The organism is Streptomyces sp. CS113, from assembly GCF_002188365.1.
Taxonomy (GTDB): Bacteria; Actinomycetota; Actinomycetes; order Streptomycetales; family Streptomycetaceae; genus Streptomyces; species Streptomyces tendae.
Genome location: NZ_KZ195574.1, coordinates 6,415,263 through 6,428,502, shown reverse-complemented (window position 1 = coordinate 6,428,502; position 13,240 = coordinate 6,415,263). Strand labels below are relative to the sequence as shown.

At 72.8% G+C, this 13,240-nt stretch carries 16 protein-coding genes; 2 read left to right on the top strand and 14 right to left on the bottom strand.

The genetic code is table 11. The features are described 5' to 3' along the window. Positions 1 to 103 precede the first annotated feature (103 nt). The 3 genes from B9W62_RS28835 to hisI all read right to left on the bottom strand — a co-directional run bounded on the left by B9W62_RS28835 (position 104) and on the right by hisI (position 2,798). Positions 104 to 739 (bottom strand): TIGR02234 family membrane protein, encoded by a 636-nt coding sequence (locus tag B9W62_RS28835; protein WP_087809882.1) that lies wholly within the window; start codon positions 737 to 739, stop codon positions 104 to 106. 83 nt (positions 740 to 822) lie between these two features. Continuing rightward, positions 823 to 2,313, bottom strand: a complete 1,491-nt coding sequence (locus B9W62_RS28830; protein WP_179236144.1) for an anthranilate synthase component I — start codon at positions 2,311 to 2,313, stop codon at positions 823 to 825. A 29-nt stretch (positions 2,314 to 2,342) separates the two neighbouring features. Further along, positions 2,343 to 2,798 (bottom strand): phosphoribosyl-AMP cyclohydrolase, encoded by a 456-nt coding sequence (gene hisI, locus B9W62_RS28825; protein WP_087809880.1) that lies wholly within the window; start codon positions 2,796 to 2,798, stop codon positions 2,343 to 2,345. An 81-nt stretch (positions 2,799 to 2,879) separates the two neighbouring features. On the opposite strand from hisI, the gene B9W62_RS28820 reads away from it, so the two are divergent. Beyond that, positions 2,880 to 3,515, top strand: coding sequence for a TIGR03085 family metal-binding protein (locus B9W62_RS28820; RefSeq protein ID WP_087809879.1), 636 nt, complete (start codon positions 2,880 to 2,882; stop codon positions 3,513 to 3,515). Positions 3,516 to 3,525: 10 nt separating this feature from the next. Here the strand turns inward: B9W62_RS28820 and B9W62_RS28815 are convergent, their stop codons facing one another. From B9W62_RS28815 to hisD, 11 genes are all read right to left on the bottom strand, one after another. Beyond that, entirely contained in the window at positions 3,526 to 4,788 is a 1,263-nt protein-coding gene (locus tag B9W62_RS28815) for an MFS transporter (protein ID WP_256976622.1), read from the bottom strand. Positions 4,789 to 4,792: 4 nt separating this feature from the next. Further along, positions 4,793 to 5,167, bottom strand: coding sequence for a hypothetical protein (locus B9W62_RS28810; RefSeq protein WP_087809878.1), 375 nt, complete (start codon positions 5,165 to 5,167; stop codon positions 4,793 to 4,795). Further along, complete coding sequence (locus B9W62_RS28805; RefSeq protein WP_030186025.1) at positions 5,164 to 5,382, bottom strand: hypothetical protein; 219 nt, start codon at positions 5,380 to 5,382, stop codon at positions 5,164 to 5,166. The genes B9W62_RS28810 and B9W62_RS28805 overlap by 4 nt, the downstream gene beginning before the upstream one ends. 67 nt (positions 5,383 to 5,449) lie before the next feature. Beyond that, the gene (gene hisF / locus B9W62_RS28800) at positions 5,450 to 6,205 is read right to left on the bottom strand and encodes an imidazole glycerol phosphate synthase subunit HisF (protein WP_087809877.1); all 756 of its coding nucleotides are present in this window, start codon (positions 6,203 to 6,205) and stop codon (positions 5,450 to 5,452) included. Continuing rightward, positions 6,202 to 6,606, bottom strand: a complete 405-nt coding sequence (locus tag B9W62_RS28795) for a RidA family protein (protein ID WP_087809876.1) — start codon at positions 6,604 to 6,606, stop codon at positions 6,202 to 6,204. Before B9W62_RS28795 ends, hisF begins: the two co-directional genes overlap by 4 nt. Further along, positions 6,603 to 7,328 carry a bifunctional 1-(5-phosphoribosyl)-5-((5-phosphoribosylamino)methylideneamino)imidazole-4-carboxamide isomerase/phosphoribosylanthranilate isomerase PriA gene (gene priA / locus B9W62_RS28790; RefSeq protein ID WP_087809875.1) on the bottom strand — a complete coding sequence of 242 codons (726 nt, stop codon included), beginning with the start codon at positions 7,326 to 7,328 and terminating at the stop codon, positions 6,603 to 6,605. The genes B9W62_RS28795 and priA overlap by 4 nt, the downstream gene beginning before the upstream one ends. A 35-nt stretch (positions 7,329 to 7,363) precedes the next feature. Further along, positions 7,364 to 8,017, bottom strand: coding sequence for an imidazole glycerol phosphate synthase subunit HisH (gene hisH / locus B9W62_RS28785; protein ID WP_179235720.1), 654 nt, complete (start codon positions 8,015 to 8,017; stop codon positions 7,364 to 7,366). Further along, positions 8,008 to 8,172: a hypothetical protein gene (locus B9W62_RS40345; protein WP_003976764.1), complete on the bottom strand. Its 165-nt coding sequence runs from the start codon at positions 8,170 to 8,172 to the stop codon at positions 8,008 to 8,010. Before B9W62_RS40345 ends, hisH begins: the two co-directional genes overlap by 10 nt. Before the next feature lie 3 nt (positions 8,173 to 8,175). Next, positions 8,176 to 8,769, bottom strand: a complete 594-nt coding sequence (hisB, locus tag B9W62_RS28780; protein ID WP_030186039.1) for an imidazoleglycerol-phosphate dehydratase HisB — start codon at positions 8,767 to 8,769, stop codon at positions 8,176 to 8,178. Then, on the bottom strand, positions 8,766 to 9,875 hold the full coding sequence (locus tag B9W62_RS28775) for a histidinol-phosphate transaminase (RefSeq protein ID WP_087809873.1): 1,110 nt from the start codon (positions 9,873 to 9,875) through the stop codon (positions 8,766 to 8,768). Before B9W62_RS28775 ends, hisB begins: the two co-directional genes overlap by 4 nt. Then, positions 9,872 to 11,197, bottom strand: a complete 1,326-nt coding sequence (hisD, locus tag B9W62_RS28770) for a histidinol dehydrogenase (RefSeq protein WP_087809872.1) — start codon at positions 11,195 to 11,197, stop codon at positions 9,872 to 9,874. Before hisD ends, B9W62_RS28775 begins: the two co-directional genes overlap by 4 nt. 199 nt (positions 11,198 to 11,396) lie before the next feature. Between hisD and B9W62_RS28765 the strand changes: the two genes are divergently transcribed. After that, entirely contained in the window at positions 11,397 to 12,974 is a 1,578-nt protein-coding gene (locus B9W62_RS28765) for an oxidoreductase (protein WP_087809871.1), read from the top strand. Positions 12,975 to 13,240: the final 266 nt, after the last annotated feature.

The window sequence follows — 13,240 nt, the reverse complement described above, 5'->3', positions numbered from 1 at the left end:
TGAGCAGGACGCTCGCACCCATTGTCCCGCACGGGGACACGCGCCGTGAGCGGGGGTGCTCCAGTGGGTGGACGCGAGCCGGGACGCGGGGCCGGACGCCGGGTCAGGCGCTGGTGGGGTCCTCGCCGCGGTCGATGGCCTTCCACAGGTCCTCGGGGCGGTCCGGGTCGACGGTCTGCGCCCTGCGCCGCGGGGCGCCACCGCGTTCGTAGCGGCCGGACATCGCGGGCCACTGGCGGCCGTAACGCAGCGCGAGCAGCCCGGCCAGCAGGAGCAGCGCGCCGCCCACGGCCGCGACGTACGGCCAGGCGGTGTGGGAGAGCGCGTCGACGGTGGCCGAGGTGTCACCGGCCGCCTTCGCGGCCTGGTCGTCCAGCGCGGAGCTGTCGGAGGCGCCCGCCAGGGCGGCGGCGACGGTGCCCGCGCCGCTGAGCGCGAGCAGCGCGGCCACGGCGAAGCGGCCGGCGCGGCGGACGGCGAAGACGGCGACGAGCGCGGCGAGGCCGACTATGGCGAGCGACGCGGGTACGCCCGTGACGTCGCTGCCCTTGGCGGTCAGGGTGAACGCGCCGCCGGCCACCGTCGCGGTGCCCTCCGCCCACTCCTGCCGGGTGGCGAGCAGGGCGACGGCGGCGCCGAGCGCGCCGCACAGCAGGGCGACGGCGAGGCTCCGGCGGCCGGCCCGGGCGGGTCCTGCGGCTGGGGTACGGGGGTGAGGAACGGCTGTCACGTACTCCACTATCACCCGAACCCCGGGCGAACCGTCACCCGGGGTTCCGATTGGGGGCGTGAGAATTGCCCCACCGGTCCGACCGGTTGGCCCTATTGCGCCAGCCGGTTGGCCGTGTGTACGGCCCGCAGCACGGCCGCCGCCTTGTTGCGGCACTCGGTGTCCTCGGCGACCGGGTCGGAGTCGGCGACGACACCGGCGCCCGCCTGGACGTAGGCGGTGCCGTCGCGCAGCAGGGCGGTGCGGATGGCGATGGCGGTGTCGGAGTCGCCCGCGAAGTCGAGGTAGCCGACGCAGCCGCCGTACAGGCCGCGCCGGGAGGGTTCGAGTTCGTCGATGATCTGAAGGGCGCGCGGCTTGGGCGCGCCGGAGAGGGTGCCGGCCGGGAAGCACGCGGTGAGGACGTCGAAGGCGGTGCGGTCCTTGGCGACGCGTCCGGTGACCGTCGAGACGATGTGCATGACGTGCGAGTACCGCTCGACGGACATGAAGTCGACGACCTCGACGGAGCCGGGCTCGCAGACGCGCCCCAGGTCGTTGCGGCCGAGGTCGACGAGCATCAGGTGCTCGGCGCGCTCCTTGGGGTCGGCGAGCAGTTCGTCGGCGAGGGCCTGGTCCTCCTGCGGGGTGGCGCCGCGCGGGCGGGTGCCGGCGATGGGGTGCACCAGGGCGTGCCCGTCCTCGACCTTGACCAGCGCCTCGGGGGACGAGCCGACGACGTCGAAGCCGTCGAGGCGCAGCAGGTACATGTACGGGGAGGGGTTGGTGGCCCGCAGGACCCGGTACACGTCGAGCGCGCTCGCGGTGCAGGGCGTCTCGAACCGCTGCGAGGGGACGACCTGGAAGGCCTCGCCCGCGCGGATGCGTTCCTTGATGTCCTCGACGGCGTCCTGGAAGTCGGGCCCGCCCCACAGCGCCGTGTACTCGGGCAGCTCGGACGGCGGCAGCGCGGCCGGGGGCTGGGCGACGGCACGCGTGAGGTCGGCCTCCATGGCGTCCAGGCGGGCGATCGCGTCGGCGTAGGCCTCGTCGACGCCGGTCTCCAGGTCGTTGTGGTTGATCGCGTTGGCGATCAGCAGGACCGAGCCCTCCCAGTGGTCCATGACGGCGAGGTCGCTGGTGAGCAGCATGGTCAGCTCGGGCAGCTTCAGGTCGTCGCGCTCCCCCGGGCCGACCTTCTCCAGACGGCGCACGATGTCGTAGCCGAGGTAGCCGACCAGGCCGCCGGTGAAGGGCGGCAGGCCCAGGTCGTGGGCGAGGTCGCGCGGGGTGTGCAGGGCCTCGACGGTGGCGCGCAGGGCGGCGAGCGGGTCGCCGTCGGTGGGGACGCCGACGGGCGGGGTGCCCTGCCAGTGCGCCTGGCCGTCCTTCTCGGTGAGGGTGGCGGCGCTGCGGACGCCGACGAAGGAGTACCTGGACCAGGATCGTCCGTTCTCCGCGGACTCCAGCAGGAAGGTGCCGGGGCGCTCGGCGGCGAGCTTGCGGTACAGGGCCACCGGGGTGTCGCCGTCGGCGAGGAGCTTGCGGCTGACCGGGATCACCCGGCGGTCGGCGGCGAGCTTGCGGAAGGTGTCGAGGTCCATGTCATGCGTGACGTCCATGGCGGCAGACCCTACTGACCCGCGCCGGGCGCGTCGGCGCCCGCGGCGTCTGCGGCGGCCCCGGCGTCTTCGGCGGCCCCGGAACCCTCGGCGAGGAGCACGTCGGTGTCGAAGCAGGTGCGGGTTCCGGTGTGGCAGGCGGCGCCCACCTGGTCGACCTTGACCAGCACGGTGTCGGCGTCGCAGTCCAGGGCGACGGACTTCACCCACTGGAAGTGACCCGAGGTGTCGCCCTTGACCCAGTACTCCCGGCGGCTGCGCGACCAGTAGGTGCAGCGGCCGGTGGTCAGCGTGCGGTGCAGCGCCTCGTCGTCCATCCAGCCGAGCATCAGCACCTCTCCGGTGTCGTACTGCTGGGCGATGGCGGGCAGGAGCCCGTCGGCGCTGCGCTTGAGCCGGTCGGCGATCTCGGGGGCGAGGGGGCTGGGCCGCCCGGGGCCGCCACCGGTGGGGGAGCTGCTGGTCATGCGCCCATTGTGCCGCGCGGGGCGGACACACCCCCGGGATGTCCATTGGGCGGACCCGGCCGCTCGCCGTAGGCTGACTTCATGTCGACTTTCGCCAAGCGTGAACGACTTCTGCTCGCGGACCTGTTGGAGACGGCGGGTCCGGACGCCCCGACCCTGTGCGAGGGCTGGCGGACCCGTGACCTGGCCGCGCACGTGGTGGTGCGCGAGCGGCGTCCGGACGCGGCCGGGGGCACCCTGATCAAGCCGCTGGCGTCCCGCCTCGACCGGGTGATGGAGGAGTACGGCGCGAAGCCGTACGAGGAACTGCTCCAGCTGATCCGCAGCGGCCCGCCCCGCTTCTCCCCCTTCCAGCTCAAGCAGGTCGACGAGGCGGCGAACACGGTGGAGTTCTACGTCCACACCGAGGACGTCCGCCGCGCCCAGCCGGACTGGTCGCCGCGCGAGCTGGACCCGGTCTTCCAGGACGCCCTGTGGTCCCGCCTGGAGCGGGCCGCCCGGCTGATGGGCCGGGGCATCCCGACGGGCCTGGTGCTGCGCCGCCCGAACGGCCAGACGACGGTCGCCCACCGGGGTACGCCGGTGGTGACGGCGACGGGCGAGCCGTCCGAGCTGCTGCTGTTCGCGTACGGCAGGCAGAGCGCCGCGAAGGTGGAGCTGGCGGGCGAGGAGAACGCGATCGCCAAGCTGCGGGAGACGAAGCAGCTGGGCATCTGACCTCCGCCGCTCACTTCGGCAGCTCGGCCCGCCGTACGCCCGGCGCGCACAGGGCGACGACCCCGCCGAGGCCGCAGACCACGGCGCTGACGGCGAAGACGGGACCGGTGCCCCAGACGCCGATGGCGGCGGCGGACAGCGGCATGCTCAGCGGGGCGATGCCAAGGCTGACGATGCCGGAGACCGCCGTGACGCGGCCGAGGAGGGCGGGAGCGGACTGGGTCTGGAGCAGGGCCCCGCAGAGCGCGCCGCTGAGGCCCGCGAGCAGCCCGATGAGCAGCGCGGTCCCGACGGCCACGGGCAGGGCGGGTGCCTGTGCCAGCATGCCGATCGCGGCGGCGCCGGGCACGAGGGCGCCGGCGACGACGTACCCGGCGTGCGGCACGCGTCCCCGGACGGTCAGCAGCAGGGCGGCCGCCCCGGCGCCGATCCCGAAACCGGCGAGTACCCAGCCCATGCCGGAGGCTCCCCAGCCGCGTTCGTCGGCGAGCAGGGTCAGACCGATGTTGAGCGGGCCGACGAAGCCGAGGTCGCCGAGGGCGATGACCAGCATCAGCGGTCCGAGGACGCGGTGCCGGCGAATGTACCGGAGCCCGTCCCGCAGGTCCCGCCACGCGGTGCCGCCCTCGGCGGTGGCCGCATCGTCGGGGGGCAGCTCGCGCATCCGTACGGAGACCAGCAGCGGCACCGACACGGCGATCAGCACCCCGGCGAGGGCGAAGGCCGCCGCCGCGCCGCCGAGCGCCACGCCGAGGCCGCCGAGCGGGGCGCCCACGACGGAGGACAGGCGGACGGCGAGGCCGCGCATGCCCTGCACACGGGCGAGCTGGTCCTTGGTGGTGATGCGGGCGGGGAGGGCTCCGACGGCGGGCATGAAAAGGGCGTCCACCGCGCCGAAGACGAGGGCGAGCAGGGCCAGGAGCCACAGTCCCGGGTCGGTGGCGAAGAGCAGCGCGGCCACCGCGAGGACCGCCGCGCACCGCACGGCGTCGCTGCCGATGACGACCCTGCGCGGTCCCAGCCGGTCGACGACCACTCCCCCGCCGAGCATGAGCAGGGCACGCGGCACCGCGCTCACGGCCGTGACGATCCCGGCCTCGGCGGGACTGCCCTGCCGCACGGCGGCCCAGGACAGCGCGAGGAAGAAGACGCTGTCGCCGAGCATGGACGCGGTGTAGGCCGCGACCCAGCGCAGCACGTTGCCGTCGCGGTGGGCGGGGCGGCCAGGGGTGGAGCCGACCTCGCGGTCGGCTATGTCGGAGAGGTCGGACACCTGGTCAGGCAGCCCAGTCGCGCAGCAGGCGGGCGGTTTCGCTGAGGTCGGCCTCGTCGCTGCGGATGTCGGAGACGAGTTTGGCCCAGTCGCCGGGTCGTGGGTCGACCGGTGTGCCGGAGGCCTCCATATACGCCCGGATGCAGCCGATGCCGATCGACGCGTTGTAGTCCGTAAACGGGCGGAGCCTCAGCGCGGTGTGCAGGAACGTGGCCGCTCGGGTCGGGATCTCCTCGTAGTAGGGCTCTCCCGCGACACGCTCGTACCGGTGCCTCTCGGCCATGCAGTGCAGGGCGCCCCAGTCCCGGATGGGTGTGTTCGGCGGCGAGACTTCGACCTGGGCGCAGAGAACCCAGCCGGTATCGACGTAGAGCGTCACCGCAGGCCCGCCGGGAAGCGCTCTTCGAAGTCGGCCATGATTTCGCGTGCGTACTTCGACGCCCCTTCCACGAAGCGCTGCTTCTGCCGTCGGCGCACCACGTCCTCGGTCAGTATGTCGTGCGCCAACCGCTTGATCGCGACGCCCTGCTCCTTGGCCTCCGCGCGCAGCTCGGCCAGCTCTTCCTCGGTGAACTCAATCGTGATCCCAGGCATATGAGCACCTTAGCGGGCACGCAACCGCAGCCACTACCGCATTCACTACCGGGAGTGACCCGTCGAACTACCGAACGGGATGTCCCGCCCCCCGCAGCGCTTCCTTCACCTCGCCGATCCGCAGGTCGCCGAAGTGGAAGACCGACGCCGCCAGGACCGCGTCCGCGCCCGCCTCGACCGCCGGGGCGAAGTGGGCGAGGCTGCCCGCGCCGCCCGAGGCGATCACGGGGACGGTCACGTGCTTGCGGACCGCCGCCAGCATCTCCAGGTCGTAGCCGTCCTTGGTGCCGTCCGCGTCCATCGAATTGAGCAGGATCTCCCCCGCGCCCAGCTCGGCGGCCCGGTGGGCCCAGTCGACGGCGTCGATGCCGGTGCCGCGGCGGCCGCCGTGGGTGGTCACCTCGAAGGTGCCGGCCTCGGTGCGGCGGGCGTCGACCGACAGCACGAGGACCTGGCGGCCGAACCGCTCGGCGATCTCGCGGATCAGGTCGGGGCGGGCGATGGCGGCGGTGTTGACGCCCACCTTGTCCGCGCCGGCCCGCAGCAGCTTGTCCACGTCCTCGGCGGTGCGCACCCCGCCGCCGACGGTCAGCGGGATGAACACCTGCTCGGCGGTGCGGCGCACCACGTCGTAGGTCGTCTCGCGGTCGCCCGACGAGGCGGTGATGTCCAGGAACGTCAGCTCGTCGGCGCCCTCGGCGTCGTACACCTTGGCCATCTCGACGGGGTCGCCCGCGTCGCGCAGGTTCTGGAAGTTGACGCCCTTGACGACCCGGCCGTTGTCCACGTCCAGGCAGGGGATGACTCGGACCGCCAGGGTCATGAATCCACGGCTCCTCTATACGCTTCCACTTCGACCGACACCAGGACCCGCGAGTCGATGAAGCCCTCCACGACCAGCAGGGTCGTGGCGGGGCGTACGGAGTCGAACAGCTCCTTGTGGGCGCGGCCCACCGCATCGACGTCGCGGGAATGTGCCAGGTACACACGGGTCCGGATCACGGACTCGATGCCGAGCCCGAACTCGGCGATCGCCTCGACGGCGGTGCCGAAGGCGACCTTGGTCTGCTCGTACGGGTCGCCCTCGCCATAGAGCATGTCGCCCTTGAAGGCGGTGGTGCCCGCCACGATGACACGGTCACCCGCCGCCACGGCCCGTGCGAAACCGAAGGACTCTTCCCAGGGACTACCGCTCTGCACGCGCCGTACGGCTTGGGACGTCATGTCGACACAGCCTCCAGGGCTTCTTCCAGGGTGAACGCCTTCGCGTACAGGGCCTTCCCTACGATGGCCCCCTCGACACCGGCCGGGACGAGCCCGGCGATGGCGCGCAGGTCGTCCAGGGAGGACACGCCGCCCGAGGCCACGACCGGGCGGTCGGTGGCGGCGCAGACGTTCTTCAGGAGCTCCAGGTTGGGGCCCTGGAGGGTGCCGTCCTTGGCGATGTCGGTGACGACGTACCGGGCGCAGCCCTCCTTGTTCAGGCGGTCCAGCGTCTCGTAGAGGTCGCCGCCGTCGCGGGTCCAGCCCCGGCCCCGGAGCGTGGTGCCCCGTACGTCCAGACCGACCGCGATCTTGTCGCCGTGCTCGGCGATGACCTTGGCGACCCACTCGGGGGTCTCCAGCGCGGCGGTGCCCAGGTTCACCCGGGTGCAGCCGGTGGCGAGGGCGGCGGCGAGGGTGTCGTCGTCGCGGATGCCGCCGGACAGCTCCACCTTGATGTCCATGGCCTTCGCGACCTCCGCGATCAGCGCGCGGTTGTCCCCGGTGCCGAACGCCGCGTCCAGGTCCACGAGGTGCAGCCACTCGGCGCCGGAGCGCTGCCAGGCGAGGGCGGCCTCCAGCGGGGAGCCGTAGGAGGTCTCGGTGCCGGACTCGCCGTGCACGAGGCGGACGGCCTGGCCGTCGCGGACGTCGACGGCGGGGAGGAGTTCGAGCTTGCTCATCTCTACCGGGCTCATTCCTTCTACCGGGCTCATCTCTACAGGGTCTCGATCCAGTTGGTGAGGAGCTGGGCGCCGGCGTCGCCGGACTTCTCGGGGTGGAACTGCGTGGCCCAGAGCGCGCCGTTCTCCACGGCGGCCACGAAGGGCTTGCCGTGCGTGGACCAGGTGACCCTGGGCTCGGCGATCAGCGGGTTGTGCGTTTCCTGGGCCCACTCGTGGACGGCGTAGGAGTGCACGAAGTAGAAGCGGGCGTCCGCGTCCAGGCCGGCGAAGAGCTGGGAGTCGGCGGGTGCCTCGACCGTGTTCCAGCCCATGTGGGGCACGACGTCGGCCTGGAGCGGTCCGACCGTGCCGGGCCACTGGTCCAGGCCCTCGGCCTCCACGTCGTGCTCGATGCCGCGCGAGAACAGGATCTGCATGCCGACGCAGATGCCCATGACCGGGCGGCCGCCCGACAGCCGGCGGTCGACGATCCAGTCGCCGCGGGCCGCCTTGAGGCCGTCCATGCAGGCGGCGAAGGCGCCGACGCCGGGGACCAGCAGCCCGTCGGCGTTCATGGCCCGGTCGTAGTCGCGGGTGATCTCGACGTCGGCCCCCGCGCGCGCGAGGGCGCGTTCGGCGGAGCGGACGTTGCCGAAGCCGTAGTCGAAGACGACCACCTTCTTGGCAGCGGCGGCGGTCAACTCCACACCTCCAGCCTCAGGACGCCGGCGAGCAGGCACATGCCGGCACCGATGGAGAGCAGCACGATCAGGCCCTTGGGCATCTGCTGCTTGGCGAAGGAGTAGATGCCGCCGAGGAAGAAGAGGCCGACGACGATCAGTGCGGTGGACGTACCGTTCATGGGTTACAGCGCGCCCTTCGTGGAAGGCAGGATGCCGGCCGCGCGCGGGTCGCGCTCGGAGGCGTAGCGCAGGGCCCGGGCCAGCGCCTTGAACTGGCACTCCACGATGTGGTGCGCGTTGCGCCCGTAGGGCACGTGGACGTGCAGGGCGACCTGGGCCTGGGCGACGAAGGACTCCAGGATGTGCCGGGTCATCGTCACGTCGTACTCGCCGATCATCGGCGCCATGTTCTCGGGCTCGGTGTGCACGAGGTAGGGGCGGCCGGAGAGGTCGACGGTGACCTGGGCGAGGGACTCGTCCAGCGGGACCGTGCAGTTGCCGAAGCGGTAGATGCCCACCTTGTCGCCGAGGGCCTGCTTGAAGGCGGCGCCCAGCGCGAGGGCGGTGTCCTCGATGGTGTGGTGGGAGTCGATGTGCAGGTCGCCGTCGGTCTTCACGGTCAGGTCGAACAGACCGTGCCGGCCGAGCTGGTCGAGCATGTGGTCGTAGAAGCCGACGCCGGTGGCGATGTCGGTCTTGCCGGTGCCGTCGAGGTCGATCTCGACGAGGACCGAGGTCTCCTTGGTCGTGCGCTCCACGCGTCCCACGCGGCTCATGTGTTCTGCTCCTTCTTGACTTCACGTACCGCGTCGAGGAACGCGTCGTTCTCCTGCGGGGTGCCGGCGGTGACCCGCAGCCATCCCGGTACGCCGTTGTCCCGGACCAGGACGCCCCGGTCGAGGATCTTCCGCCAGGTGGCGTGGGAGTCCGCGAACCGTCCGAACTGGACGAAGTTGGCGTCGGACTCGGTCACCTCGTAGCCGATGGCGCGCAGTTCGGCGACCAGCCGGTCCCGCTCGGTCTTCAGCTGCTCGACGTACTTGAGCAGCGTGTCCGTGTGCTCCAGGGCGGCCAGCGCGGTCGCCTGGGTGACGGCCGACAGGTGGTACGGCAGCCGTACGAGCTGGACGGCGTCGACGACGGCCGGGTGCGCGGCCAGGTAGCCCAGGCGCAGGCCCGCCGCGCCGAACGCCTTCGACATGGTGCGGGAGACGACCAGGTTCGGGCGGCCGTCCAGCAGCGGCAGCAGCGAGGCGCCGTGGCTGAACTCGATGTACGCCTCGTCCACCACGACCATGGAGGGCTTGGCGGCCTGCGCGGCGTCGTGGAGGGCGAGGACCGTCTCGGCCGGGACCGCGTTGCCCGTGGGGTTGTTGGGGGTGGTGACGAAGACGACGTCCGGGCGGTGCTCGGCGATCGCCCGCTCGGCGGCGGGCACGTCGATGGTGAAGTCCTCGTGGCGCGGCCCGGAGATCCAGCCGGTGCCGGTGCCGCGCGCGATGAGGCCGTGCATCGAGTACGACGGCTCGAAGCCGATCGCGGTGCGGCCGGGCCCGCCGAAGGTCTGGAGCAGCTGCTGGATGACCTCGTTGGAGCCGTTGGCCGCCCAGACGTTGCGCACGTCCAGCGGGTGTCCTGAGGTGTTCGTCAGGTACTCGGCGAGCCTCGTGCGCAGCTCGACCGCGTCCCGGTCGGGGTAGCGGTTGAGGTCGCGGGCGGCCTCGCGGACCCGCTCGGCGATCCGCTCGACCAGCGCCTCGGGCAGCGGGTAGGGGTTCTCGTTGGTGTTCAGCCGTACCGGCACGTCCAGCTGGGGCGCGCCGTAGGGGGACTTGCCGCGCAGCTCGTCCCGTACGGGGAGATCGTCGATGCCGAACGTCACTTGCTCTCCGGGACCTTCCACTCGAACCTCGCCTTGATCGCCGCCCCGTGCGCGGGCAGGTCCTCGGCCTCGGCCAGCGTCACCACGTGGTGCGCGACCTCGGCGAGCGCGTCGCGCGTGTAGTCGACGATGTGGATGCCGCGCAGGAAGGACTGCACGGACAGGCCCGAGGAGTGGCAGGCGCAGCCGCCGGTGGGCAGGACGTGGTTGGACCCGGCCGCGTAGTCGCCGAGGGAGACGGGCGCCCAGGGGCCGACGAAGATCGCGCCGGCGTTCCTGACCCGGTCGGCGACGGCGGCGGCGTCGGCGGTCTGGATCTCCAGGTGCTCCGCGCCGTAGGCGTCGACCACGCGCAGCCCCTCCTCCAGGCCGTCGACGAGGACGATCGCGGACTGGCGGCCGGCCAGCGCCGGGCGGATCCGGTCCTCGACGTGCTTGGTGGCCTCGACCTGCGGCTGAAGCTCCTTCGCCACCGCGTCGGCCAGCTCCACGGAGTCGGTGACCAGGACGGCGGCGGCCAGCGGGTCGTGCTCGGCCTGGCTGATCAGGTCGGAGGCGACGTGCACCGGGTCGGCCGTCGAGTCCGCCAGGACGGCGATCTCGGTCGGTCCGGCCTCGGCGTCGATGCCGATCTTCCCGGTGAAGAAGCGCTTGGCGGCGGCGACCCAGATGTTGCCGGGGCCGGTGACCATGTTGGCGGGCGGGCAGGACTCGGTGCCGTAGGCGAACATCGCGACGGCGGTGGCGCCGCCCGCCGCGTACACCTCGTCCACGCCGAGCAGGGCGCAGGCGGCGAGGATCGTGGGGTGCGGGAGTCCGCCGAACTCGGCCTGGGCCGGGGAGGCGAGGGCGAGCGACGGGACGCCGGCCTCCTGCGCCGGTACGACGTTCATGATCACGGACGACGGGTAGACGGACCGGCCGCCGGGCGCGTACAGCCCGACCCGGTCCACCGGCACCCACTTCTCGGTGACCGAGCCGCCGGGCACGACCTGGGTGGTGTGCGTGGTGCGGCGCTGCTCGCGGTGGACGAGGCGGGCGCGGCGGATGGATTCCTCCAGCGCGGCGCGCACCGCGGGGTCGAGCTCCGCCAGCGCGCGCGTGAGCGCGGCGGCCGGCACCCGGACCTGGTCCAGCCTGACCCCGTCGAACTGCTCGGCGAAGTCGATCAGCGCCGCGTCGCCGCGATGATGCACGGCCTCGCAGATCGGGCGCACCTTGTCCAGGGCGGCCGCGACGTCGAAGTCGGCTCGGGGCAGCAGGTCGCGCAGGGCGGGACCCTCGGGGAGGGCCTCGCCGCGCAGATCGATTCGGGAGATCACGGAACCAATTCTCTCAGACCCGCGTCGGGCACGGTCCGCGCGTATCAATGGCTGATACGGAACGCGACGGACCGCACGGCCCACGGTGAACTCGCGCGATCGATGCTCACTTTGAGTGTTCGACAGGTCACTCAGTGGGCATGAACGGTTGTACGAAGGGTGAGCGACCGGCGAGTAGGCGGGGAGGGAGTGAAGCACCGTGACGCAGGGGGCAGGCCATCGTGACGGAGAGCTGCCGGACGACCTGACCACCGCCGAGGCCGGCATGTGGCAGGCCTTCCGCAACGGCAGCGTGTACGACCTGAGCAGCGGCGACCCGGCGGTGGACGACCCGCACGGCGGGCATCCGTGGGGGCCGGAGCGGACCGTGCGGGCCCGCGTCGTGTGCTGGCTGCTCCTCGACGGTCCGCCGGCGCTCGCGGGCCGGGTGTCCTCGTTGCAACTGGTGGGCGTGCGGATCAGCGACACGATGGACCTGGCGGGCGGCACGGTGGTGCCGTACGTGGAGCTGCGGCGCTGCCGTTTCGAGCGGGAGGTGCTGCTGCCGGAGACCCGGTTCACGACGGTGCGGCTGGTGGACTGCGCGGTGCCGCGGCTGGAGGCGGCGCGGCTGCACACCGAGGGCGACCTGCATCTGCCGCGCTCCCGCTTCCCGGGCGGCATCCGGCTCACGGACGCGCAGATAGGCACCGACCTGCTGCTCAACCAGGCGATCGTGCACCGGGACCGCAGCGGGCGGTCCATCGCGGCGGACGGCATGACGGTCGGGCAGGACCTCCAGGCCGAGATGCTGGAGTCGCACGGCGAGGTGAGCCTGCGCAGCGCCCAGGTCGGCGTGTCGCTGAGCCTGCGCGGTGCCCGGCTGCTGAACCCGTACACGCGGCACGCGCTGAACGCCCCGCAGCTGACGGTGGAGCGCACGCTGTACCTGACCCCGGCGGGCCTGGGCAGCCCGCTGCTGCGGGGCACCACCCCCGCCCAGGGCACCCGCATCCAGCGCTTCGAGTGCGAGGGCGGGGTGCGGCTCGACGACGGGCGGTTCGGCGACGCGCTGGACCTGGAGCACGCCCGGTTCACCTTCACCGACGACCAGGAGCTGTCGCTGCGCCGGGTGCAGACGCCCGAGCTGCGTTTCCTGGGCGAGCGTCCGGCGCGCGGGCGGGTGGTGCTGTCGGGGGCGCGGGTGGTCAACCTGATGGACCGGGCGGACAGCTGGCCCGGCCCCGGCCGGCTGCACATGGGCGGCTTCGCCTACGAGAACCTGGTGCCGCGCGGGCCGTTCCCGCTGGCCAAGCGGCTGCGCTGGGTGGGCGCCGCGACCGCCGAGTACAACCCGGAGCCGTACGAGCGCCTGGCCGCCGTGCTGCGAGCCGGCGGCGAGGACGAGGACGCCCGCGAGGTGCTGCTCGCCAAGCACCGCAGGCGCCGCGAGAGCCTGCCGGTCGCCGCGAAGCTGGTGGGCTACGCGCAGGACTGGACGGTCGCCTACGGCTACCGGCCGGGCCGGGCGGCGGTGTGGATGGCGGTCCTGTGGGCCGCCGGCTCCCTCGCCTTCGCGGGCGCGGACCCTCCCCCGCTGAAGAGCGGCGAACACCCGGACTGGAACCCGGCCCTCTTCGCCCTCGACCTCCTCCTCCCGGTGATCGACCTGGGCCAGGCAGGCTCCTGGCAGCTTCACGACGGCTGGCAGTGGCTGTCGACGGCCCTGGTCCTGCTGGGCTGGGTCCTGGCGACCACGGTGGCGGCGGGCGCCACCCGCCTCCTCCGCCGGAGCTGACCCCGCCACGGGCAGCCACGGCCCGCCTCCGCGACCCACCCACCACCCTGCTCCCTGCTCCCTGCTCCCTGCTCCCTGCTCCCTGCTCCCTGCTCCCTGCTCCCTGCTCCCTGCCGGAACCCCCCGCCTCGGCGGCAGGTTTCGGCGCCGTCGGCGGTGGGAGGGTCCGCGGGTGTCCGTACCCGGCGGCGGGTGCCGGGGGCGGGCGGCGGGGTGGGAAGCCACGATCGGCCGAAGGCGGGACCGTGCCGCACAACCATCCCGAA